The sequence below is a fragment of the Pseudomonas sp. BS-2016 genome (assembly GCF_001806145.1).
Taxonomy (GTDB): Bacteria; Pseudomonadota; Gammaproteobacteria; order Pseudomonadales; family Pseudomonadaceae; genus Aquipseudomonas; species Aquipseudomonas lundensis.
Window position 1 is genome coordinate 162,399 of record NZ_MLCT01000013.1, and the last position, 22,210, is coordinate 184,608.

Annotated in this window: 20 protein-coding genes; 13 read left to right on the forward strand and 7 right to left on the reverse strand. The window is 60.9% G+C overall.

Annotated elements, in window-relative coordinates; all coding sequences use genetic code 11:
- Position 1: 1 nt before the first annotated feature.
- Positions 2-184 carry a sulfur starvation response protein OscA gene (oscA, locus tag BKD70_RS02705; protein ID WP_047278876.1) on the reverse strand — a complete coding sequence of 61 codons (183 nt, stop codon included), beginning with the start codon at positions 182-184 and terminating at the stop codon, positions 2-4.
- 383 nt (positions 185-567) lie between these two features.
- Here oscA and BKD70_RS02710 point away from each other — a divergent pair, with 383 nt between their 5' ends.
- Complete coding sequence (locus tag BKD70_RS02710) at positions 568-837, forward strand: TIGR02647 family protein (RefSeq protein ID WP_047278875.1); 270 nt, start codon at positions 568-570, stop codon at positions 835-837.
- A gap of 185 nt (positions 838-1,022) precedes the next feature.
- Entirely contained in the window at positions 1,023-3,872 is a 2,850-nt protein-coding gene (locus BKD70_RS02715) for a class I adenylate cyclase (RefSeq protein ID WP_047278873.1), read from the forward strand.
- Positions 3,873-3,875: 3 nt separating this feature from the next.
- On the opposite strand, the gene rnk is transcribed toward BKD70_RS02715, so the two are convergent.
- The 3 genes from rnk to cyaY form a co-directional block, all read right to left on the reverse strand.
- Entirely contained in the window at positions 3,876-4,295 is a 420-nt protein-coding gene (gene rnk / locus BKD70_RS02720) for a nucleoside diphosphate kinase regulator (RefSeq protein WP_047278871.1), read from the reverse strand.
- 159 nt (positions 4,296-4,454) lie between these two features.
- Entirely contained in the window at positions 4,455-4,664 is a 210-nt protein-coding gene (locus BKD70_RS02725) for a DUF1289 domain-containing protein (RefSeq protein WP_047278869.1), read from the reverse strand.
- A gap of 2 nt (positions 4,665-4,666) precedes the next feature.
- A complete protein-coding gene (gene cyaY, locus BKD70_RS02730) occupies positions 4,667-4,999 on the reverse strand; it encodes an iron donor protein CyaY (protein WP_047278866.1) in 333 nt (110 codons plus the stop codon).
- A gap of 203 nt (positions 5,000-5,202) precedes the next feature.
- On the opposite strand from cyaY, the gene BKD70_RS24060 reads away from it, so the two are divergent.
- The 6 genes from BKD70_RS24060 to BKD70_RS02755 are packed head-to-tail and all read left to right on the forward strand — an operon-like array spanning position 5,203 to position 9,759.
- Complete coding sequence (locus BKD70_RS24060) at positions 5,203-5,349, forward strand: lipoprotein (RefSeq protein WP_047278864.1); 147 nt, start codon at positions 5,203-5,205, stop codon at positions 5,347-5,349.
- A 12-nt stretch (positions 5,350-5,361) separates the two neighbouring features.
- Positions 5,362-6,609, forward strand: a complete 1,248-nt coding sequence (gene lysA, locus BKD70_RS02735) for a diaminopimelate decarboxylase (protein WP_047278862.1) — start codon at positions 5,362-5,364, stop codon at positions 6,607-6,609.
- A gap of 4 nt (positions 6,610-6,613) precedes the next feature.
- The gene (dapF, locus tag BKD70_RS02740; protein WP_047278860.1) at positions 6,614-7,444 is read left to right on the forward strand and encodes a diaminopimelate epimerase; all 831 of its coding nucleotides are present in this window, start codon (positions 6,614-6,616) and stop codon (positions 7,442-7,444) included.
- Between the two features lie 13 nt (positions 7,445-7,457).
- Positions 7,458-8,174 (forward strand): DUF484 family protein, encoded by a 717-nt coding sequence (locus tag BKD70_RS02745; RefSeq protein WP_047278858.1) that lies wholly within the window; start codon positions 7,458-7,460, stop codon positions 8,172-8,174.
- 2 nt (positions 8,175-8,176) lie between these two features.
- Complete coding sequence (gene xerC, locus BKD70_RS02750; RefSeq protein WP_047278855.1) at positions 8,177-9,073, forward strand: tyrosine recombinase XerC; 897 nt, start codon at positions 8,177-8,179, stop codon at positions 9,071-9,073.
- Positions 9,070-9,759 carry an HAD family hydrolase gene (locus tag BKD70_RS02755; RefSeq protein ID WP_047278853.1) on the forward strand — a complete coding sequence of 230 codons (690 nt, stop codon included), beginning with the start codon at positions 9,070-9,072 and terminating at the stop codon, positions 9,757-9,759. The genes xerC and BKD70_RS02755 overlap by 4 nt, the downstream gene beginning before the upstream one ends.
- A 139-nt stretch (positions 9,760-9,898) precedes the next feature.
- Here the strand turns inward: BKD70_RS02755 and sutA are convergent, their stop codons facing one another.
- The 3 genes from sutA to glnK all read right to left on the reverse strand — a co-directional run bounded on the left by sutA (position 9,899) and on the right by glnK (position 12,405).
- The gene (gene sutA / locus BKD70_RS02760) at positions 9,899-10,225 is read right to left on the reverse strand and encodes a transcriptional regulator SutA (RefSeq protein ID WP_047278851.1); all 327 of its coding nucleotides are present in this window, start codon (positions 10,223-10,225) and stop codon (positions 9,899-9,901) included.
- A gap of 469 nt (positions 10,226-10,694) precedes the next feature.
- Positions 10,695-12,032 (reverse strand): ammonium transporter, encoded by a 1,338-nt coding sequence (locus tag BKD70_RS02765; RefSeq protein ID WP_047278849.1) that lies wholly within the window; start codon positions 12,030-12,032, stop codon positions 10,695-10,697.
- 34 nt (positions 12,033-12,066) lie between these two features.
- Positions 12,067-12,405, reverse strand: coding sequence for a P-II family nitrogen regulator (glnK, locus tag BKD70_RS02770; RefSeq protein WP_002555808.1), 339 nt, complete (start codon positions 12,403-12,405; stop codon positions 12,067-12,069).
- Between the two features lie 417 nt (positions 12,406-12,822).
- Here glnK and BKD70_RS02775 point away from each other — a divergent pair, with 417 nt between their 5' ends.
- The 5 genes from BKD70_RS02775 (at position 12,823) to BKD70_RS02795 (ending at position 22,208) form a co-directional block, all read left to right on the forward strand.
- Positions 12,823-13,083: an accessory factor UbiK family protein gene (locus tag BKD70_RS02775; RefSeq protein WP_047278846.1), complete on the forward strand. Its 261-nt coding sequence runs from the start codon at positions 12,823-12,825 to the stop codon at positions 13,081-13,083.
- 182 nt (positions 13,084-13,265) lie between these two features.
- Positions 13,266-14,759: a YifB family Mg chelatase-like AAA ATPase gene (locus BKD70_RS02780; RefSeq protein ID WP_047278844.1), complete on the forward strand. Its 1,494-nt coding sequence runs from the start codon at positions 13,266-13,268 to the stop codon at positions 14,757-14,759.
- Between the two features lie 226 nt (positions 14,760-14,985).
- Positions 14,986-16,413 carry an SrfA family protein gene (locus BKD70_RS02785; RefSeq protein ID WP_047278842.1) on the forward strand — a complete coding sequence of 476 codons (1,428 nt, stop codon included), beginning with the start codon at positions 14,986-14,988 and terminating at the stop codon, positions 16,411-16,413.
- A gap of 18 nt (positions 16,414-16,431) precedes the next feature.
- Positions 16,432-19,503: a virulence factor SrfB gene (locus BKD70_RS02790; protein WP_047278841.1), complete on the forward strand. Its 3,072-nt coding sequence runs from the start codon at positions 16,432-16,434 to the stop codon at positions 19,501-19,503.
- The gene (locus BKD70_RS02795) at positions 19,500-22,208 is read left to right on the forward strand and encodes a putative virulence factor (RefSeq protein ID WP_047278839.1); all 2,709 of its coding nucleotides are present in this window, start codon (positions 19,500-19,502) and stop codon (positions 22,206-22,208) included. Before BKD70_RS02790 ends, BKD70_RS02795 begins: the two co-directional genes overlap by 4 nt.
- Positions 22,209-22,210 lie beyond the last annotated feature (2 nt).

A 22,210-nucleotide genomic window follows, 5' to 3' on the forward strand; every position in this document is an offset into this window, starting at 1 on the left:
TTCAGCTATTTTTTTGGCCGGGGTTCTGCAGACGAAACTTCTCTTTACGTTCGATCTGGACCACTTGCGCGTTATGCACAGTGATTTCCACGGCACCGAAGCGCAGGTCACGTAGCGCGCTCTGGATTTCCCGCAGAATGGTGGCTTCGTCCTGGCCGTCAACGCTACGCAGAGATGCGCTCATGGTGCTGCTCCTGAAAAAAGGGGGTGCCGAGGGTTCGTGTCGGCGTGGGGGCAATAGTAGTGAGGCGCGATTATTCTTAAAAATACTATTTAAGAATGTTTATATAACTGAAATACGATTTACGGCCTGCCCGGTCTCCGCTGCCCGGCCATGCAGGCTGATCGGGGCCGTGAAGTGGACGTTCACGGGGGCGGCAGACCGCCCGGCCACACCGGCCAGCACATTGTCATACGCGGTCTACACTCCAACTGCCTCGCCCGTGCACCACGCGGGGCAGGTGCGGCAAATGGCTCGGGCCCGGCGAGAACTGTTACTGGACAGTCAGGCTAATCAGGCTCACCTTAGGGCCGTTGTCGTCTTTTCCTGCATAGTCTGGAGTCCTTATGTCGTTTACCCCTGAGTTGGTTGCCGAACTGGAAGTCCTTGCACTGTTCGATCTGAACAGCACTCAAGAAGGGCTTAAAGTCCATCAAGAAGCTGACAAAAAGCTGATCGCTGCCGCCAAGCGGCTCCATGAAAAAGACCTCATCACCCAACCTGACGGGGGCTACCTCACTAGCCTGGGCCGTGATGCTGTAGAGCACGTGCAAACGATACTGTCGATTCTGACCACCAAGCCTCTGGTGGCCGTGAAGTTGGCAGAACTTGCCTGACGCCACTGATCGCCTTCGGAATCTCTTCGGTGAATGAGGGATTCCGCGGGCTTACCGTCTCCTCCCCGCAAAAAATCTGACGTCAAAAGCGCTTTCGTCCTAAGCCTTTTCATACTCTCGCTGTAGACTCCCCCCTACGTTGCCTCCCTTCTCTTTCTCGCCTAGCGAGCCGGTTTGAGTTTGATATGACGCGCACCCAGGAAATTCAGATAGATCTGAATGAAGGTATTGACCGACAGACACTCACTCATTTGCGTGAGCGGTTTCTTCACGTCAATCGCGCACGCCTGCTGCGGGCAACGGAGGGCCTGACCCCGCGTCAGCAAACGGTGCTGAGCCTGCTGCCGTTGTTTTTTCATGTGAATCACCCGCTGTTGCCCGGTTATGTGTCGGGCAGCACGCCTGCCGGGGTTGCCGGGTATGAGCCCGACGGCCCTGCCCTGACCGAAGCCCAGCGCCTGACCCGCTCGTTTTCCTACAAGGCGCGCACGCCCACGGCACAGTTGCCGATCCACGGCCTGTTCCTGATGGGCAGCCTTGGAACTTTGGCACAGACCGATCAGAGCGACATGGATGTGTGGATTTGCCATGCTCCGGACCTGAGTGAAGTGGCCCTCGAAGAGTTACGCAAGAAATGCCAGTTGCTGGAAGCCTGGGCCGCCGGTTTAGGCGCCGATGCGCATTTTTTCCTGATTGATGCGCCCCGCTTTGCCCTTGGCGAACGCGATGCCCGCCTGAGCACGGACGATTGCGGTACGACGCAGCATTATTTATTGCTGGATGAGTTTTATCGCACCGCCATTTGGCTCGCGGGGCGTACGCCGATGTGGTGGTGGGTGCCGGCGAATGAAGAGGCCAACTACGCCGAATTTACCCACACCCTGCTCTCCAAGCGTTTTATTCGGGCTGACGAAACCGTCGACCTGGGGCATCTGGCACACATCCCGCCCGGCGAATTCGTGGGGGCCGGGTTGTGGCAGTTGTTCAAAGGGATTGAGTCGCCCTACAAGTCGGTGCTCAAACTGCTGCTGATCGAGGTGTATGCCAGTGAACACCCGAAGGTGCAGTGCCTGAGCCTGCGCTTCAAGCAGGCGGTGTATGCCCATCAGCTGGACCTCGATGAACTCGACCCGTATGTGGTGGTGTACCGGCGCATTGAGCAGTACCTCAAGGCGCGGGGCGACGTCGAGCGGCTGGAGCTGGTGCGCCGCAGTTTGTATCTGAAGGTTAACCGCAAGCTGACCGGCACCCTCGCCCAACGCGGCACGCAATGGCAGCGCCAGTTGTTGGAGCGTCTGGCGCGGGAGTGGGGCTGGGATGAGCGACAGTTGGCCTGGCTCGACAGCCGCCCGGTATGGAAGGCCGAACAGGCGGTCCATGAACGCCGGGCGCTGGTGCACGAACTCAATTACAGCTACCGCTTTTTGAGCCAGTTTGCCCGCGATGAGCAAGCCGCCGGGCTGACCAACAAACGTGACTTGAATGTGCTGGGGCGACGGTTGTACGCCGCGTTTGAGCGCAAGGCCGGCAAGATCGACCACATCAACCCCGGCATTGCGCCCAATCTGGCGCAAGACCTGCTGACACTGGTGCACTCGCCAAACAAGAAAGAACCCGGCGAGTTTCATTGGGGCGTCTATCGCGGCAACCTCGCGGTGCACGAGTGGGAGCACACGCCGGTCATCAAGCGCAGCCCTGCGCTGCTTGAGTTGCTGGCCTGGTGCCATCGCAACGGGGTCATCGACAACAGCACCCGTCTGGCCCTCAACCCCGGCACGACGGATGTCAGCGAGTACGAACTGTTCAACCTGCTGGGGTGTTTGCAGCAACTGATTCCGTTGCCGCTGGGGGCGGTGGACGAAACGCAGTTGTTGCGGCCCAGTGTGCCGGCGCAGGTGCTGATTGTGGTCAACGTCGGAATTGACCCGCTCAAGCATCACCGTGAAATGAATATCCTGATGACCACCGAACGCACGGATTCGCTGAGTTACGCCGGGGTGCGCGAAAACCTGGTGCTGACCCTGGACCAAGTCACGCTCAACAGTTGGAACGAGGTCATCGTCAGCCGTTTCGATGGCGAACATGCGCTGTTTGAATGCCTGGCGGACTACCTCAATGCGCAACCGACCGGGCGTGAAGCCCCGCAGTTGCGCGTGCGCTGCTTGTGCCACAACCGGGCGCAATTTATCGCGCATCGGGTGGAAGGGATTTTCAATACGGCACAGGCGCTGCGTGCCAGCGGGCAAGCGCTGCGGTATGTGGTGCAAGTCGAGCAGCGTTTACATGTGCTGGAGCTGACCAAAGAGCACGTACACCACGTGGCCCTGGCGGACCGCAGCGCACTGGCCGGCTATCTGAGCCAGAGTCTGGCAACGTATCGGCCGGTGCATCTGGACCCGATGGCTTTAGGCGAGGATGACCTGGGGCTGATCCTGCCCAAAGGCAAGCCGGGGGCCATTCAAGTGTTTTATCGACTCAATGACGGTGAGGCCGACCTCAGCGTGCTCGACGAGTGCAATGTGCTGTGGCAGCAGACCGTTTCGTTTCATGACGAGATGAGCCTGTTGGTGCCCTTGCAGCGTTTTTTGCAGGCGTCGTTGTTTCGTCGGGAAGCGTGCCAGCCGTTGGAAGACGAGAGCCCCGCCCCGCCACTGGACCTGTTGTATTACCAGCTATTGCCGTCGGGCAAGGGCCGGGCGCGCAGCGTTGAAGCGCGGCGCATCCCCGCCAGTGCGGCGTTGACGCCTTACTACGAGGTGCAAGCGGTGGTCGGTAAAGGCGCGCATGGTGGCCAATGGGTCACGCTGTTCTGCAACCAGCGTGAGTTCAGCCAGATGGACCATGGCGATCAGTTATACGCAGCGGTGGCGCGGGAAATTGTCGGGCAGCGCCGTGAAACCGAGCGCTACCGCTGTTACATCACTGATCTGGATTTATCGGGGCTGTTGGGCGAAAGCCACAGCCCGAGCCATCTATGCCTGCGCTACAAGGCGGATCTGGAGCAGGCGCTCAACGAGGCGCTGGCGCAGGTCTGAGGCTTAAAGGTCGTAATTGCCAGCGGCTTCAGGCTGGTATTCAACTTCCAGCAGTTCCAGCTTGAGGGTTTTGCCGCCCGGTGCTGGCCAGTTGATATGTTGGCCGACCTGAAGACCCAGCAAGGCACTGCCGACGGGTGCAAGAATCGAAATCTTGCCTTCGTCTGCGTTCGCGTCTTTGGGGTAAACCAGTGTCAGGTGGTAATCCTTGCCGCTGCCCTGTTCGCGGCAGTGCACACGCGAATTCATGGTGACAACGCCTGCAGGCACTTCGGTATGGCCTACAACCGATTCGGCACGATCAAGTTCTTCTTGCAGCGCGACGACGCCTGGCAACGAATCGTCGAGGGACTCAATCAATTGCTCCAGACGCTGGACGTCCAGGCGGGTGAGGATGATGGAGGGTTGGGGTGAAGTGGTCATGACCTGGCAGACTCCTTTTTTCTGCACGAAAAAGCAAAACCCCGCCAGAAAATGGCGGGGTTTTGACCAACCTCGTTAGTGCGAGGCGAACCCGGACACTACCACAGCAAAATAAATACACAAGCCAGCGGCCGATGCCGTTGCAGCCTGTAACCGTGATTACGGGGCGCGCCTGAGACGCGCCTGTTCACAAATCACCCGGCGCCGCTGGTCGTCTGCCGAACGCCACTCGCGGATGTCTTCGACATGCCGAAAGCAGCCCAGACACACTTTGTGTTCATCCAGCCGGCACGTGCTGATGCAAGGCGACGGCACCGCCGGGCTGACGTTGCTGTACAGCGGTTTTGCAGGTTTAGCAGGGGCAGTCACAGTTAAATCTCGTCAAAATCCAGCTCGACGCCGGTGTATGCCTGCGTCAGGCGCTGGACCATTTCACTCAGTAACTCGTCAGAGCTGTCGCACTGCCAGCGTGACTCCTCCTCGTCGTAATCGAAGTGGAAACCGCCCTCCCGTGCCGCGAGCCAAAGCTGTCGCAAAGGCTCCTGGCGGCTGAAAATAAGCTGCTGGCCCCCTTCAAATGTGGCTGTCAGTACACCGGCCGAATTCTCCAGGTCCATGTCCAGACCGCTATCGTCAAAAACGTCTTCCAGGACTTGCTGGGTTGCATCGACCAGATCGTGGAAACGGGCTTCAGTCAAACTCATGGTGGAACCTCGTAATGTCTAGTCATGCTCGGAGATCGCAAGATACGGGCGCTCCAGACCGATTGCAAACCCCAACCGACCCGCAGCTGGCACAGGACTGATTATCCGCACAGGTGCTTTTGCGCGACCGCTCTGCTGCATAGGCAAGCCGGTGGGTGCTCGGTATACTCGGGCGCAATTAAAGCTTTTCAAAGGATTTCGCCATGAAGCGCCTGATCTCTTCCATTGCTGCGCTCGTCGCGGTTGCTTGCCTTGTTTCTGCCTGTGGTCAAAAAGGTCCGCTGTACCTGCCCGATGACACCAAGTCCCCTGAAGACCAAGCGAAGTCGTCGCAACCGCACAAGCACTGATAAGGGAACACCATGGACGCTTTTAACTACCGGGACGGCGAGTTATTCGCTGAAGGTGTTTCGCTGACGGCCATCGCCGAGCGTTTTGGTACGCCCACGTATGTGTATTCCCGGGCCCACATCGAGGCGCAATACAACGCGTATGCCGACGCATTGAGCGGCATGCCGCATCTGGTGTGTTTTGCGGTTAAAGCCAACTCCAACCTGGGTGTACTCAATGTCCTGGCGCGTTTGGGCGCCGGTTTTGACATCGTGTCCCGTGGCGAGCTGGAGCGTGTGCTGGCCGCAGGCGGCTCGGCTGACAAGATCGTGTTTTCCGGTGTCGGCAAGACCCGCGATGACATGCGTCGCGCACTCGAAGTGGGCGTGCATTGCTTCAACGTCGAGTCCACCGACGAGCTGGAGCGCCTGCAGGTCGTGGCCGCCGAGATGGGCGTGCGTGCGCCGATCTCGCTGCGGGTCAACCCGGATGTGGACGCGGGCACCCACCCGTACATCTCCACTGGCCTCAAAGAAAACAAATTCGGTATCGCCATCGCGGACGCAGAGGATGTGTACATCCGTGCTGCGCAGTTGCCGAACCTCGAAGTGGTCGGCGTCGATTGCCACATCGGTTCGCAACTGACCACCCTTGACCCGTTCATCGATGCGCTCGACCGCCTGCTGGCGTTGATCGACCGGTTGGGCGACTGCGGGATTTACCTGCGCCATATCGACCTGGGCGGTGGATTGGGCGTGCGTTATCGCGATGAAGAGCCTCCGCTGGCGGCCGACTACATCAAGGCGGTGCGTGAGCGCATCGAGGGCCGTGATCTGGCGCTGGTGTTCGAGCCGGGCCGTTTCATTGTGGCCAACGCGGGCGTACTGCTGACACAGGTCGAGTACCTCAAGCACACCGAACACAAAGACTTCGCCATCGTTGATGCGGCGATGAATGACCTGATCCGCCCTGCGCTGTATCAGGCCTGGATGGACGTGACGGCGGTTCGCCCGCGCGACACTGAAGCCCGTGCCTACGACATCGTGGGTCCGATCTGCGAAACCGGCGACTTCCTGGCCAAAGACCGCCCGTTGGCGCTGGCCGAAGGTGATCTGCTGGCGGTGCATTCGGCCGGTGCCTATGGTTTTGTCATGAGCTCTAACTACAACACCCGTGGCCGTGCGGCCGAGGTGCTGGTGGACGGCGATCAGGCGTTCGAAGTGCGTCGTCGCGAGACGGTTGCCGAGCTGTTTGCTGGCGAAAGCCTGCTGCCGGAGTGAACCCATGTTGCTGCGTTTTACCAAAATGCACGGCCTGGGCAATGACTTCATGGTTCTTGACCTGGTCAGCCAGCACGCGCATATCCTGCCCAAGCACGCCAAGCAATGGGGCGACCGGCACACGGGCGTCGGCTTCGATCAATTATTGATCGTTGAAGCGCCCAGCAACCCGGAGGTGGATTTCCGTTACCGGATCTTCAACGCCGACGGTTCCGAGGTTGAGCAGTGTGGCAACGGTGCCCGCTGTTTCGCCCGTTTTGTGCTCGACAAGCGCCTGACCACCAAACGTCAGATCAAGGTCGAAACCAAAAGCGGCATCATTGAACTGAACGTGCGCAGTGACGGCCAGATCAGCGTGGATATGGGCCCGCCGCGTCTGGTGCCGGCCGAGATTCCGTTTGTGGCGGATGCGCAGGCGCTGAACTATGACGTGGACGTCGATGGCCAGACGGTCCAGTTGGCCGCCGTCTCCATGGGCAACCCGCATGCGGTGTTGCGCGTCGACGACATCAATGCCGCGCCGGTTCATGAGTTAGGCCCGAAAATTGAACACCACCCGCGCTTCCCGGCCCGGGTCAATGTCGGCTTTTTGCACGTCATCGACCGTCACCGCGCGCAATTGCGTGTCTGGGAACGTGGCGCCGGGGAAACCCAGGCCTGCGGCACAGGCGCGTGCGCTGCGGCGGTGGCTGCCATCCTTCAGGGCTGGATGCACACCCCGGTGACGCTGGATCTGCCCGGCGGTCGTTTGACCATCGAGTGGGAAGGTCCGGGTCATTCAGTGATCATGACCGGCCCGGCGATGCGTGTTTACGAAGGACAAGTCCGTTTATGAGCGAGCGCACACGATGACCGACCAGCCACAGTCAGCAGACCTCGATGTCCAGGATCAAAGCCCCGAGGCTGCGGCCGTGGCGGCTTATCTCCAGGCCCACCCCGACTTCTTCAGCCAGCGTGAAGAACTGTTGTTGACCCAACGCATTCCTCACCAGCGCGGCGATACGGTGTCGTTGGTGGAGCGCCAGCTTGAGCTGTTGCGTGGCCGCAATATCGAGATGCGCCATCGCCTGTCACAACTGATGGATGTGGCCCGCGACAATGATCGCCTGTTTGAGAAAACCCGTCGCCTGAACCTGGCCTTGATGGACGCCACCAGCCTTGAAGAACTGGTGATCGCCGTCGAAGACAGCCTGCGACAGGATTTTCAGGTGCCCTTCGTCAGCTTGGTGCTGTTTGGTGACAACCCGATGCCGGTGGGGCGCTGGGTCAATAGCGCGGACGCCCAGCGTGCCCTCGGGGGGTTGCTGGCCGAAGGCAAGGCCGTGAGTGGCAGCCTGCGCCAGCATGAACTGGACTTCCTGTTCGGAGAAGCGCAGCGCAAGCAAATCGGCTCGACCGCTGTCGTTGCCCTCAACCATCTGGGCCTGCACGGCGTACTGGCCGTCGCTAGCCGCGATCCGCAGCATTACAAAAGTTCGGTGGGCACCCTGTTCCTCAGCTACATCGCTGAAGTGCTGGGTCGCGTGTTGCCGCGTTTCACCAACGCCCTGCGCTCGGTGCGCTAGGCATGCAACGGCAACTGGACGCTTACTGCATTCACCTGCGCAGTGAGCGCCAAGTGTCGCCCCACACGCTGGAAGCCTACCGCCGCGATCTCGGCAAGGTCGTGGCGTTTTGCAGCAAAGAAGCCATCCCCAGCTGGGCGGCCCTGGATATTCAACGCCTGCGTCAGTTGGTGGCGCGCCTGCATCATCAGGGACAGTCTTCGCGCAGCATTGCGCGGTTGTTGTCGGCCGTTCGCGGGTTGTATCACTACCTCAACCGCGAAGGTCTGTGCGATCACGACCCAGCCAACGGTCTGGCGCCGCCTAAAGGCGAACGTCGCCTGCCCAAAACCCTCGACACCGACCGCGCCCTGCAACTGCTGGAAGGCGCCGTGGAAGAGGATTTCCTCGCGCAGCGCGATCAGGCGATTCTGGAATTGTTTTATTCCTCCGGGCTGCGCCTGTCGGAGCTGACGGGGTTGAATCTGGATCAACTGGACCTGGCTGACGGGCTGGTGCAAGTGTTGGGTAAAGGCAGCAAGACGCGTGTGCTGCCGGTCGGGCAAAAGGCCCGCGAGGCGCTACAGGTCTGGCTGCCTTTGCGGGCGCTGGCCAACCCTGAAGACGACGCGGTGTTTGTCAGCCAGCGCGGGCGCCGTCTCGGGCCTCGCGCCATTCAACTGCGCGTCAAGGCTGCGGGCGAGCGCGAGTTGGGGCAAAACCTGCATCCGCACATGCTGCGCCATTCGTTTGCCAGCCATTTGCTAGAGTCCTCTCAGGATTTGCGCGCGGTGCAAGAGCTGCTCGGGCATTCGGACATCAAAACCACGCAAATCTATACCCATCTGGACTTCCAGCATCTGGCGACCGTCTACGACAGCGCCCACCCACGGGCCAAACGCAGTAAGGGCAGTGAATGACGATTGAACTGATTACCTTCGATCTTGACGACACGCTGTGGCACACCGCCCCCGTGATCATGCGGGCCGAAGAGACCTTGCGGCAGTGGCTGGCTGTAAACGCACCGGATGTGGGCGCTCTTGAACCTGGAACATTCCAGGCGATTCGCGAGCAGGTTTTAAGTGAAAACCCACACCTCAAGCACCGAATCAGTGCACTGCGTCGGCACGTACTGTTCCACGCCCTGCGGGAGGCGCAATACGCTGACGCACACGCGTTGGCAGACGCGGCGTTTGAGGTGTTCATCGAGGCCCGCCACGCGCTGGAGGTTTTCCCGCAGGTCGAGCCAATGCTGGCGGTACTGGCGCGCGATTACGCACTGGGGGTTGTCACTAATGGCAATGCCGACGTGCGGCGCATCGGTTTGGGGCATCACTTCAGGTTCGTGTTGTGCGCCGAAGACATCGGCATCGCCAAGCCGGATGCACGTTTGTTCCACGAAGCCTTGTCGCGAGGCGGCGTGAAGGCCAGTGCTGCCGTGCATGTGGGCGATCATCCGGGCGACGACATCGCTGGCGCCCAGCAGGCCGGCTTGCGCGCCGTCTGGTTTAACCCCGGTGGCAACATCTGGGAAGGCGACACGCGTCCTGACGCTGAAATCGGCTGCCTGAGCGAGTTGCCTCAGGTGCTCAAGCACTTTGGTTAAAGCTGTTTATCGCCGCTGAGGGGTGGTGCGGGAGCCGGGTTACGGCTTCGTGCCTCGGCAACTGGCCCGGATCCATTCCCGGCACTCGCAAAAAAGCCCGCAGCGACGGCGGGCTTTTTTTTCAAGCAAACAACAGACCTTAAATAGGACGGCTGCCGTACTTGTTGTCAGGCTTCTTGGGTGGATCTGCCACCACATTGGCCTCGACTTCCTGCACCTTGCCGCCACGGGAAAGAAACTCTTCCATGGCGCGAGCCAGAGCGTCACGCTCCTTGTTTTTGGCTTCTACGCTGGGCAGGTCATCGACCGACACCGCTGCCTTGGATTTGCCTTTGGCCACGGGGACCGGCACATCGTCGCCACCGTCGTCGTCAGCCACGTCATCGGCGGCTGCTTCAAGACCTTCTTCGGTTTCGTCTTCGTCACCTACTTCGAGGTCATCATTTTCCAGATCATCGTCGCTCATGTTCTACCCCATGACTTACGTAAAGCAGATTAGTTATAGACCAGCTACGCCCACCGTGGACCGCCGCTGGTGAAAAAGTAGCCCCGGATTACCCGCGGCTTACGCCTCTTCGCCTTGGAAGGCGGTAGGACTTTACGAGTGCCGTTGAGGGCATTCGCTCATTAAATAAACGCGTGTCAGGTACCTGGCGCGGGGCCTTGGTACGCTGACCTTGAAAGCCTGAGGAGATGATCCGTGCCTTCGTGGTTTTCGGGCGCTTAACTCCGCCCTTCGGCGCGCATTCTAGCGTGCTGAAGAAAAAAGCAAAGCAGCTAATAGTCGAGTTGTGATGTAAGTGTTCGTCTTACATTTCATCGTAGATCTGATAACTGCATAAAGGTGTAGGAAAAATCATTCTCTTGATGCGAATGGCGCCACATTCCGGGCAAAAAAATACCCGGCAGGCCGGGTATTTTTTTCGAGGGGCTGCTTACAAGTTGTAGCCGCGCTCGTTGTGTTGCGCCAGATCCAGGCCTACGGCTTCCTCTTCCTCCGTCACCCGCAGCCCCATCACGGCATCCAGTACTTTCAGGATGATGAAGGTCACAATCGCGGTGTAGATGACAGTGAACGCTACGCCCTTGCACTGAATCCAGACTTGGGCCGCGATGTCGGTCACCGTGCCGAAGCCGCCCAGTGCCGGGGCGGCAAATACGCCGGTGAGGATGGCGCCAACGATACCGCCCACCCCGTGTACACCAAAGGCGTCCAGCGAGTCGTCATAGCCCAGTTTGCGCTTGAGGCTGGTGGCGCAGAGGAAGCAGATCACGCCCGACGCCAGGCCGATCACGATCGAACCCATTGGGCCTACGGTGCCAGCCGCCGGGGTGATGGCCACCAGACCGGCCACCACGCCTGAGGCAATGCCCAGCGCGCTTGGCTTGCCGTGGGTGATCCACTCGGCAAACATCCAGCCCAGCGCCGCGGCGGCGGTCGCAATTTGGGTCACCAGCATCGCCATGCCGGCCGTGCCATTGGCGGCTGCGGCAGAACCTGCGTTGAAGCCGAACCAGCCGATCCACAGCATCGCGGCACCGACCAGCGTGTAACCAAGGTTGTGCGGCGCCATGGGGGTGGTCGGGTAGCCTTTGCGCTTGCCCAGCACAATGCACGCCACCAGGCCCGCGATACCGGCGTTGATATGCACCACGGTGCCGCCCGCGAAATCGAGCACGCCCCAGTCCCACATCAGGCCGCCGTTGCCGCTCCACACCATGTGCGCGATGGGCGCATACACCAGGGTGAACCACACGCCCATGAAGATCAGCATCGCCGAGAACTTCATGCGCTCAGCAAAGGCGCCGACGATCAGCGCGGGGGTGATGATGGCGAAGGTCATCTGGAAGGTGATGAACACGGCTTCCGGGAACAGTGCGGTGGGCGATGTCAGGCTGGCGGGCGTGACGCCTGCCAGGAACGCTTTGCCGAACCCGCCGATGAACGAGTTGAAGTTGGTGACGCCCTGCTCCATGCCGGTGGTGTCGAACGTGATGCTGTAGCCATAAATGACCCACAGAATGCTGATCAAGCCGGTGATGGCGAAGCACTGCATCATCACAGAAAGAAGGTTTTTGGAGCGCACCATGCCGCCGTAGAACAGGGCCAGGCCGGGGATGGTCATAAACAGCACCAGGGCCGTTGCGGTCAGCATCCAGGCGGTATCGCCGGAGTTGAGGACTGGAGCGGCCACTTCGTCTGCCGCCATGGCCAGGCCGGGCATTACGACAGACAACAGGGCTCCGAGCCCTGCGAATTTACGCAGAGTCATAGTGTTTTCTCCTGGGGCGTTGGGGTTTGGCGGCTTAGATGGCGTCGGTATCGGTTTCGCCGGTACGGATGCGGATAGCCTGTTCCAGATTGACCACAAAAATCTTGCCGTCACCGATCTTGCCGGTGTTGGCAGCCTTGGTTATCGCCTCGATAACCCGGTCAAGATCTTTGTCGTCGATGGCGACATCAATCTTCACCTTTGGCAGAAAATCGACCACGTATTCAGCGCCGCGGTACAGCTCGGTATGGCCTTTCTGCCGGCCGAAGCCTTTGACCTCAGTAACGGTAATGCCCTGCACGCCGATCTCGGACAGCGACTCGCGCACGTCGTCTAACTTGAACGGCTTGATAATGGCGGTGACTAGCTTCATGAAACTTCTCCCGAATTGGTGGACTTGCCCCAGGAAAACAAACCCGGGCCAAGTCTAAGCGCAGTGTCTGGCTTTGTAACGCGTCGTCAGCCTTCTTCAGGCCGTTCAACCTCAGTTAACTGCTGGTGACGAAAACATCCCTTGATCCGCCTGCCGCACTGCCTTCGTCACAGCAACTGCATCAGTGCATGAGTCATTACTGCCTTAGCAGAAACCTTGCCATGTCTGGAAAAGTCAGAAATTACAGCGACTTATCAGGTGTAGAGAAAGCACAGCCGGAAGAAGTACGGTTTTTGTGCACAAAAACAGTGCGCGGGAGGGGGATGGCATGCTCATAAAATGTGCAACGGCCCCCGGCGCCGTTAGGGTTGAAACCCCGTGATACACTCGCCGCCATCAGTGTTAAGGACCTATTCCATGCTCGCGCCCAAAGATTTTCTCGATGCCCTGAGTGGCCAGGCTGCTCGTTTGTTCAATGGCGACACCGCCTTGCCGCGCAATGAAATCGAAAGCCAGTTCAAAGCCCTGCTGCAAAGCGGCTTCAGCAAGCTGGATCTGGTCAGTCGTGAAGAGTTCGACAGCCAGATGGTGGTACTGGCGCGCACCCGTGCCCGCCTTGAAACACTGGAAGCCAAAGTGGCCGAAATGGAAGCCCGATTGCTGCCACCTGCCGAGTAATCGCGCACCCGTGCCTGTGGGCAACGGACGTGTTTGCATGACGCCCTGAAGCCCGTGGGTGTCCGGCGGCTGGGTTGCCAGCACGTGACGCAGCGCCTGTTCACATTCCGTATCCATTCAACCTCCTCCCATGAGCGTCAATTCGCGCAGGATGCGTTTTTTGCGAACTCAAGGAGTGAGTCATGTCTCTGGCGATTGTTCACAGCCGTGCCAAGGTGGGCGTTGAGGCGCCTGTAGTCACCGTCGAAGCGCACCTGGCCAATGGCCTGCCTGCGCTGACACTGGTCGGTTTGCCTGAAGCCGCCGTCAAAGAAAGCAAAGACCGGGTGCGCAGTGCGATCCTCAACGCCGGTTTTGACTTCCCGGCTCGCCGCATCACGCTCAATCTCGCGCCCGCCGACCTGCCCAAGGACGGCGGGCGTTTTGATGTGGCCATCGCGCTGGGGATCTTGGCGGCCAGTGGGCAATTGCCTGCCGTGGCGCTGGAAAACGTGGAATTTCTCGGTGAATTGGCGCTGTCGGGGGCGATTCGTCCGGTCCAGGGCGTTCTGCCCGCTGCTTTGGCTGCCCGGGCGGCGGGGCGTGCGCTGGTGGTGCCCGTGGCCAATGCCGAGGAAGCCTGTCTGGCCTCCGGGTTGACGGTGATTGCGGTCGAGCATTTGCTGCAAGTGGTCGCGCACTTTGCGGGCCGCACGGTGATGGAGCCTTACATCGCCAGCGGCCTGCTCCAAGTGAGTAAGCCGTACCCCGACCTGAGCGATGTACAAGGCCAGCAATCGGCCAAGCGCGCTCTGCTGGTCGCCGCCGCTGGCAGCCATAACCTCTTATTCACAGGCCCGCCCGGCACCGGTAAAACCCTGCTGGCCAGCCGCCTGCCCGGTTTACTGCCGCCGCTCGATGAACAGGAGGCGCTTGAGGTCGCGGCCATTCAGTCCGTGGCCAGCCATGAGCCGCTGAGCAGTTGGCCGCAACGCCCCTTTCGTCAGCCCCATCACTCCGCGTCCGGCCCGGCATTGGTGGGCGGAGGTTCCAGGCCGCAGCCGGGTGAAATCACGCTGGCCCACCACGGCGTCTTGTTCCTCGATGAGTTGCCTGAGTTTGACCGCAAGGTGCTGGAGGTTTTACGCGAGCCAATGGAGTCGGGCTTTATCGTGATAGCGCGAGCGCGAGACCGCATGCGTTTTCCGGCGCGCTTCCAGCTGGTGGCCGCCATGAACCCCTGCCCCTGCGGTTTTCTGGGAGAGCCCACCGGGCGCTGCCGCTGCACGCCGGAGCAGATCCAGCGATACCGCAACAAACTGTCCGGTCCGCTGCTGGACCGTATCGACCTGCACCTGACCGTGGCCCGTGAAACCACCTCGCTCAATCCGCTCGCGCAATCGGGCGACAACACCGCAACGGCTGCCGCCTCGGTGGCGTTGGCCCGTGGGCGGCAAGTTCAGCGCCAGGGCTGCGCCAATGCGTTTCTCGACTTGCCCGGCGTGCGCCGCCATTGTCAGTTGACGGCTGTGGATAACACCTGGCTGGAAAACGCCTGCGAGCGCATGACCTTGTCGTTGCGCGCGGCGCATCGCCTGTTGAAAGTGGCGCGCACGCTGGCGGATCTGGAAGGGGCTGGATCGATAGAACGCCGGCATCTGGCCGAGGCGTTGCAGTATCGGCCGGTCAGTGGCTGAAGCCACACCGCGCGCCATCCTTCACACCCTGCGCCGTACGCTTTAGGGCGTCACGGCCCTTTGCCTTGCGCCTGCTTGCCTGCCAAAGCGTTGAAAATGACAGGCATCAGTTAATGGCTAATTGACTCCGATATCGTTTAGCCAGTACTGTCACGCGCTTAATCAGGGAAGCGGTTCGGGCACACGTCCGGGTTTAACCGCGCGAATTTAAAAAGATGGAGCTCGGATGCGCGGCGCACTTCTACGCAGTGGTAAAAGCGGTGATTTCACAGCCCTTGGTGAAACCGGACAGCCGGTTTACCGGGCAGCACTGCAGTTACGCGAAGCCATTCGCCGCAAAAATCCAGAGATGGCTCAGCACCTGGCCATCCCGCAAAGTGATGAACTGGGCGACAACATTGACTGGTACAGCGAGCTGCCGGGCGATGTGATCCCCTGGAGCAGCGCCACCCCTGATGAGCGCGCCCATGCCGTCGGCGAGCTGGAAAAGCTCCAGGCGTTCCTCAATCAGCTCAGTGCCACCTACCTCGACCCGAACAGCGATACCAAGCCATCTGTCGACCGCACCGTGTTCGGCAAACTGCTGGGGCACGTGCTGCCTTTCCCTGACGAACATTACGTGTACCTGGTCAACGGCAAACCCGTGTTGACGTTCTGGGGGTTCCGTCGCCCCGGGGCCGATCACAACATGGACCCGTTGCACTGCTTGCGCCCGCAGGCCGCGCCGCTGGTCACGCCTGCGCCCGTGGTGCCGCCGATTGCCGAACCCGTCCCGGCGCCTGCACCGTTGCCGGTGGTGGCGCGGCCATGGTGGCGTCGTTGGTGGTGGCTGTTGCCGCTGCTTTTGCTGTTGTTGCTCCTGCTGCTGTTTGGCCTGCGCGGCTGCGCGCCACAATTGGGCTTGCCCGCGCAGATATGGCCCACCGTGCCGGATGTGAACGTGCCTGACGTGAGCGTGCCCGCCCCTGACGTCAACGCTAACCTGTCGTTGCCCAATGGTGGCCCCACCGTGCCGGGCGCAGGTCTGGGGGCTTCGGTGCCCAATGCTCAGGTGCCCACCGTGCCGGATGCGCAGCCCGCTGCTGAGCCTCAGCCTCAGCCCGAGCCCGAGCCCGAGCCGCAACCGGAGCCTGACGCCGCGCCGCCTGCCCCTGCAGACGAGCCGTCAGCGCCGGATGCAGCCGAGCCAGCCGAGGCTGCCGACCAAACGCCACCTGCCCCGCCGCAGATCCCGGATGAGCCGCAAGCGTCGACGCCACCGCCAGCGCCGAATGTACCCGGCGAACCGCTGACCATCCCGGCACAAAGCCCTGATGGTCAGGCGGACTTCCTCAATGGCCATTACCGCGCAGGTGCGGGCATTCAAGACAAAAACACCGGCAAGCCACTGCGCCTTGAATACCAGTTCAAGGACGGCAAAGGCGACGTGATTGTGCGCAAGGCCAATGGCATAAACTGCACCGGCCCGGTATCGGCTGCGATGCAGGGCGGCAGTCTGGCGATCAATAGCCAGGGTCAGGCGGCGTGCAGCGACGGCAGCAGTTACGAGATGCCGCAGATCGATTGCCGCCAGGGTGCCCGCAGCATTGCCGATTGCACCGGCGTTTACGAAGACAAGAAATTCCCCATCTCCATGCGCCAGACGGGCGAATAATGACCGGAAGACTCTGACATGCTGCCTCAAGTTACCCAATTTGAAGACACCGTCATCCTCGTGGGTGACACCGGCGTCCAGTTCATGGATTTCGCCCTGCGACTGGACCCGAAAAAGCTGCCCTCCGGTGACTTCGCGCCGTTGACCAACGGTTTGCTGTGCCGCCTTGAAGAAGGCGAACGCAATGGCCTGACCAGCTACTTTTACGAAAGCGAGCCAGGCAAAACCGTCGAAGCGCGCAGCACCCTGAACATCAGCATGGACAGCAGCCTGCAGCTCTACGACGGGCTTTGGCTGCCGATTCCGGTGTTCCGTCACCGCCCGCCGTACACCTTTGATCAAGGCCCGACCAACTGGTCGCGCATGCGCCTGGTGCGCCTGGCCGAGCCGGATGTCGATGGCAATACCCATCGCCTGACGCTGGCATTCGACACCCGCACCATGGACAAGCACGACACCAGCCTCTACCTGGGCCCCAACAAGGACGACGCCAGCTCGGGCGTCACCTTCAAACTGGCGTGCAAGCCGCAGCAGGCGCGCTGGTTCCTCGACCAGATCTGGGTCAAGGAATGGCTGCTGGAGGTGTTCAAGGAAGGCAACGCGAAAACCCCGCGTGACGAGCTGGAAAAAGACATCAAGGAAGGCTGGCCCGAGGCGCACTACCTCAACCTGCTCAGCCTGTTCATGGAACCGTGCACCACGCGCGACAACACCACCCCGCCGCCGCAGGTCAAAGTGCCGGAACTCAAGGTCGTGGCCAGCCACGGCAGCGGTGTCACGCCGCCGATTCCGGTGGACCTGGTCCTCGACGTCGGCAACTCGCGCACCTGCGGGATCCTCATCGAAGACCACGGCCAGACCGGTTCGGGCCTCAAGGACAACTATGTGCTTGAGTTGCGTGACCTGATTACCCCCGAGCACACCTACAACGATGCGTTCGAAAGCCGCGTCGAGTTTGCGCAAGCCTCGTTTGGCAAGGACCATTGCTCGGTCAAGAGCGGCCGTCACGATGCCTTCCAGTGGGCCACTATCGCCCGCGTGGGCAAAGAAGCCGGGCGCCTGGCCAGCCGTCGCCGTGGCACCGAAGGGTCGACCGGGCTGTCGAGCCCCAAACGCTATCTGTGGGATGAGAACACGTACGACCACGGCTGGCGCTTCAACTGCGCCTACGTCAAGACCGACAAGGAGCCGTTCGCCACCGCCGCGCCGTTTTCGCACCTGATTAACGAGACCGGCGACGCGCTGTACAGCCTCGACCCTGACGAACAGCTGCCCGTGTTCATGCCGCGTTACTCACGCAGCTCGCTGATGACCTTCATGCTGGCCGAAGTGCTGGCGCAGGCGCTGATGCAAATCAACAGCCCTGCCCAGCGTTCGCGCCAGGGTCATACCCGCGTGCCGCGTCGCCTGAACAGCATCACGCTGACCGTGCCGCCGGGCATGCCGCAGGCCGAGCGCAGCATCCTTGAGAAACGCATGCGCCACGCCATCGGCCTGGTGTGGAAAAGCCTGAACTGGCAAACCGATGAACTGGACCCTTACGATCAGGACGCCGCGCCGTCCACCACGCCGCTGCCTAAAGTGCGCGTGGAGTGGGACGAGGCGTCGTGCGGGCAACTGGTGTACCTCTACACCGAAGTGAACGAAAACTTCGCGGGCCACCCCGAAGAGTTCTTCGACGCCATTTCCCGCCCCGGCAAGACAGACCGTGAGCGCATCACGCTGGCCACCATCGACATCGGCGGCGGCACCACTGACCTGGTCATCACCGACTACCGGCTGGACCGTGCGGGCAACGCCACCAGCGGCAGTAACGTGCACATCGTGCCGGAACAGCGTTTTCGGGACGGCTTCAAGGTGGCGGGCGACGACATCCTGCTTGACGTGATTCAGGAATTCATCCTGCCCAGCTTCGAGAAGGCTTTGCAGGACGCGGGCGTAAAAGCCCCGGCTTCGCTGATGTCGCGCCTGTGCGGCGCCGAGTCCGGCAGCGCGCAAGACATGGTGCTGCGCCAGCAACTGAACTTGCAGGTGTTCACCCCGCTGGGGCTGGAGCTGCTGCGCCAGTACGAGCTTTACAACCCGGAGTTCCCGGTCGTTGCCAGCACCCACACCTACCTTGAGTTGCTGGGCAAAGACGCCATCAGCCAGAGCGTGCTCGATTACGTGAACAGCGCGGTACGCCGCGAGCTGGGCGGCCAGACCGATTTCGACCTGTGCAAGACCCCCATCACCTTTGACCTGCAAGTGATGCATGGCGCGTTCCTCAACGGCCAGATCAACATCACCAAAATCCTCGGTGCGCTGTGTGAAGTGATCGCCCACTACCCGTGCGACATGTTGCTGCTGACCGGCCGCCCGTCCCGCTTGCCGGGCATTCAAGCGTTTATCCGCAAAATGCTGCCGCTGCCACCGGGGCGCATTCTCGCGCTGCAAAACTACCGCACCGGCGGCTGGTACCCGTTCCACAAGAACGGCCTGATCGACGACCCGAAAAGCACCGCCTCGGTGGGCGCCATGCTGTGCCTGCTGTGCGCCAATCACAGCGTGCCGAACTTCTACTTCCGTTCTTCGGCACTCAAGCCCTATTCGACCATCAAGCACCTGGGCGTGATCGACCTGAGCAACATCATCACCGACGCCGACGTGCTGTACCGCGACCTGAAGTCGGCGGACGGGCGCATTGTGCTGCCTGAAATCGGTGAGGGCCTCGACGCCCGCACGCCTGCGCTGGAAATGCGCGGTGACATGCGGTTGGGCTTCCGCCAACTGGCAGCCGAACGCTGGTCCGCCTCGCCGCTGTACACCCTGAGTTTCACGCCGTCGGGGCGTCAGCGTTTCTCCGAAGCGCGGCCGGTGGTGGCAGGCGAGATGCCGGTGGTCAAGGTCACCTTCAAAGTGCTTGAGCCAACCACGCAAATGAAGCGTCAGGAACAGCTCAGTGACCTGCTGAGTATCGACCAGGTGGAATCGAACACCGACAAGCAGTTCCGCAAAAGTGACTTGCTGCTGCAACTCAACACGTTGCTGGTGGCGGGCTTGAGCGACAACAAGTATTGGCTGGACAGCGGGAGCGTAAAACGCAAATGAGCAACCTGACCCCTGAGCAACAAACGCTGCGTGACAGCTGGGCCGCGGTGTATGAAGGTGCCGGTCAGGCGCTGGACTGGGTTGAGAAAACCCGTGTCACCGCCCCGCGCCTGGACAGCGAAGCCGACGCACTCAGCCTGGAACTGCACAAGGCGCGCAATCAGGCCAAGAGCCTGAGCCGTGTGGCGACCACGCCGATGACGGCCGGGTTTTTCGGCTTGTCGCAGGCGGGCAAGTCCTTTCTGATTTCGGCACTCGCCGCAGGCCCCAAAGGCACGCTGGAAACCGACTTCGGCCCTCAGCGCATGGACTTCATCGAGCACGTGAACCCCGGCGGCGGCGGTAAAGAAGCCACCGGGCTGGTCACGCGTTTCAGCCGTCTGGCGAAAAAGAGCGAAGACGATAACTTCCCGGTCGAGCTCAAACTGTTCAACGAAATCGAGCTGGCGAAAATTCTGGCCAACACCTGGTTCAAGGATTTTGATCAGGAAAAGGTCAATTACGTCATCGACGAAGAGTGCATCCGCAAAGCGCTCAAGCCCTTCGAAGGCCGTGAAACCGGGCCTTTGCAGCCGGGTGTAAACGCTGACGACGTAGTCTCGTTGCTCGATTACCTGAACAAGAGCTTCGAAAAATCCCTCAAGGCCCTGACCCATCACTACTGGCCCAAAGTGATCAAGCTGGCCCCGCGCCTGAATTTCCAGGAGCGTGGCGAGCTGTTTTCGATCCTGTGGGGCGAGCAAAGCGCGCTGACCCGTGTGTATCAGCAATTGGCGGGTTCACTGAACCGCCTGGGCATGCCCGCCACCGTGTTCGCGCCGCTGTCGGTGCTGGTGGAGCGTCAGGGCGAGGAATACAGCCGCCGCAACAGCATCATGAGCGTCGACATCCTGGAGCGCTTCGGCGGCCCGCAGGATCTGCCGGTCGAAGTGCGTCCGTTCACCGACGGCCGCCTGCAGAACCCCAACTCCCTGCCGATCGCCCAGCTGGCGGCGCTGACGGCGGAAATGACCTTTCGGCTGGTTGAAACCCCGAACGCGAAAATCGTTGAACAAGTCGACCTGCTCGACTTCCCCGGCTACCGCGGGCGACGTCAGATCAGCAGCATCTCCAGCGAAAACGGTCAGGAAAACTCGGTCTCGCAATTGATCCTGCGGGGCAAGGTGGCCTACCTGTTCGAACGCTACACCGACGATCAGGAAATGAACGCGCTGGTGGTGTGTACCGGTTCCACCAACCAGAGCGACGTGAATGACGTAGGCCCGGTGCTCAGCCGCTGGATTGAAGTCACTCAGGGCAAGACCGCGCAAGAGCGTGCGGGCCGTGCAACCGGCCTGATCTGGGCCCTGACCATGTTCGACAAGTGCATCGCCCAGTCCCTGCAAAAATCCGCGCTTCAGTTGGACGAAGAGTGGGAAGGCATGATGACGCGCACCATGCTGGAGCGCTTCAAGAGCTTCCCGTGGATGGCCAACTGGAAGAACGACCAGGCGTTCAACAACACCTATCTGGTGCGTAAACCGCGTATGCCGACGCCGTTTATCAACCTTGTGGGCAAGGACGAGCAGCAGTTCTCCGACAGCTGCGGCGAGCAGTTGACGCTGATGCGCAAGACCTTCGCCAAGGCGGAGCTGGTGAGCAAGCACGTCAAAGACGTCGATCAGGCGTGGGACGCGATGCTGACCCTCAACGATGGCGGCATCACCCGGTTCAGCGAAAGTTTCAGCGAACTGGCGGGACTGGAGTTCAAACTCAGCCGCATCCGCGAACAACTGCAACAGACGCTCAACGGCGACACGCTCAAGGCCTTGAGCCGCTTGTACCGTGCCGATGGCGATGACGCCAGCGCCGCCAAGCGCGAGCAGGCGCAGATGATTCTGGCCCAGCTCAAGCGCCGCGGCCCGGTGTTGGGCGAGCTGATCAACACCTTGCAATTGCCCAACGAAGACATCCGCGAGCTGTACCTCAACGGCGTGTATGACGAGGACGACAGCGAACCGGCAGACGATGCCGACCAGGTGGTGGAGAAAAAGCCGCAGCTCTACGCGCCGAGCAGCGACTTTGATTTCGGTGACAGCTTCGGGGATCTGTCGGTGGACTTCGATGCGCCGGTCGCCGCGGCGGCCGAGGCCAACCAGGCCCCGGAACTGCAAAGCAACGAGCACAAATTCGCCCGTGCGGTGTTCAAGGACTGGATTGCCTACCTGCGTGCGATCCCGGGCCGTCAGGGCCTGATGGACGTGCTGCAACTGGACAAACCGTCGATTGAGGCGCTGGTGGATGAACTCATCACCAGCGGCTATCGCCTCGATCTGCCCGGTCAACTGCGCGACGCCGTGCTCAAACGCGCGCAAAGCGGATCACGCCGCGATCAGATGGTTGAACGTCAGGTGCTGGAAGTACAGCGCGTACTGAGCGACTTCGTGGCCTGGTTCGGTTACACCCAAAAGCCTGTGGCCGAGCGCCCGAAAAGCCATGCCGGAAATCGCGAGGCGTTGTTTGCCTTTTACGGCGACGTGGCCCCGGACCAGCTGCCGATTCTGCCTGCGCAACCGGCGAATCAGGCCCAGCAATTTTTGGGCGACTGGCTGAGCGGCGTGGCCTACATCACGATGGAAAACGCCGGGCATGGCTCCGGTAATGAAATCACTCCAGAACAAAATGAACGCTTGGGCCACGTGCTCAAGATGTTCCCTGCGAGATAAGC

What these genes read in the sequence shown, in the direction of transcription:
- BKD70_RS24060 (WP_047278864.1), top strand. Translation starts at nt 5,203, where the DNA reads ATGAAGCGCCTGATCTCTTCCATTGCTGCGCTCGTCGCGGTTGCTTGC.
- lysA (WP_047278862.1), top strand. Translation starts at nt 5,362, where the DNA reads ATGGACGCTTTTAACTACCGGGACGGCGAGTTATTCGCTGAAGGTGTT.
- BKD70_RS02785 (WP_047278842.1), top strand. Translation starts at nt 14,986, where the DNA reads ATGCGCGGCGCACTTCTACGCAGTGGTAAAAGCGGTGATTTCACAGCC.
- BKD70_RS02780 (WP_047278844.1), top strand. Translation starts at nt 13,266, where the DNA reads ATGTCTCTGGCGATTGTTCACAGCCGTGCCAAGGTGGGCGTTGAGGCG.
- dapF (WP_047278860.1), top strand. Translation starts at nt 6,614, where the DNA reads ATGTTGCTGCGTTTTACCAAAATGCACGGCCTGGGCAATGACTTCATG.
- BKD70_RS02710 (WP_047278875.1), top strand. Translation starts at nt 568, where the DNA reads ATGTCGTTTACCCCTGAGTTGGTTGCCGAACTGGAAGTCCTTGCACTG.
- BKD70_RS02755 (WP_047278853.1), top strand. Translation starts at nt 9,070, where the DNA reads ATGACGATTGAACTGATTACCTTCGATCTTGACGACACGCTGTGGCAC.
- BKD70_RS02715 (WP_047278873.1), top strand. Translation starts at nt 1,023, where the DNA reads ATGACGCGCACCCAGGAAATTCAGATAGATCTGAATGAAGGTATTGAC.
- cyaY (WP_047278866.1), bottom strand. Translation starts at nt 4,999, where the DNA reads ATGAGTTTGACTGAAGCCCGTTTCCACGATCTGGTCGATGCAACCCAG.
- BKD70_RS02745 (WP_047278858.1), top strand. Translation starts at nt 7,458, where the DNA reads ATGACCGACCAGCCACAGTCAGCAGACCTCGATGTCCAGGATCAAAGC.
- rnk (WP_047278871.1), bottom strand. Translation starts at nt 4,295, where the DNA reads ATGACCACTTCACCCCAACCCTCCATCATCCTCACCCGCCTGGACGTC.
- BKD70_RS02765 (WP_047278849.1), bottom strand. Translation starts at nt 12,032, where the DNA reads ATGACTCTGCGTAAATTCGCAGGGCTCGGAGCCCTGTTGTCTGTCGTA.
- BKD70_RS02775 (WP_047278846.1), top strand. Translation starts at nt 12,823, where the DNA reads ATGCTCGCGCCCAAAGATTTTCTCGATGCCCTGAGTGGCCAGGCTGCT.
- sutA (WP_047278851.1), bottom strand. Translation starts at nt 10,225, where the DNA reads ATGAGCGACGATGATCTGGAAAATGATGACCTCGAAGTAGGTGACGAA.
- xerC (WP_047278855.1), top strand. Translation starts at nt 8,177, where the DNA reads ATGCAACGGCAACTGGACGCTTACTGCATTCACCTGCGCAGTGAGCGC.
- oscA (WP_047278876.1), bottom strand. Translation starts at nt 184, where the DNA reads ATGAGCGCATCTCTGCGTAGCGTTGACGGCCAGGACGAAGCCACCATT.
- BKD70_RS02790 (WP_047278841.1), top strand. Translation starts at nt 16,432, where the DNA reads ATGCTGCCTCAAGTTACCCAATTTGAAGACACCGTCATCCTCGTGGGT.
- glnK (WP_002555808.1), bottom strand. Translation starts at nt 12,405, where the DNA reads ATGAAGCTAGTCACCGCCATTATCAAGCCGTTCAAGTTAGACGACGTG.
- BKD70_RS02795 (WP_047278839.1), top strand. Translation starts at nt 19,500, where the DNA reads ATGAGCAACCTGACCCCTGAGCAACAAACGCTGCGTGACAGCTGGGCC.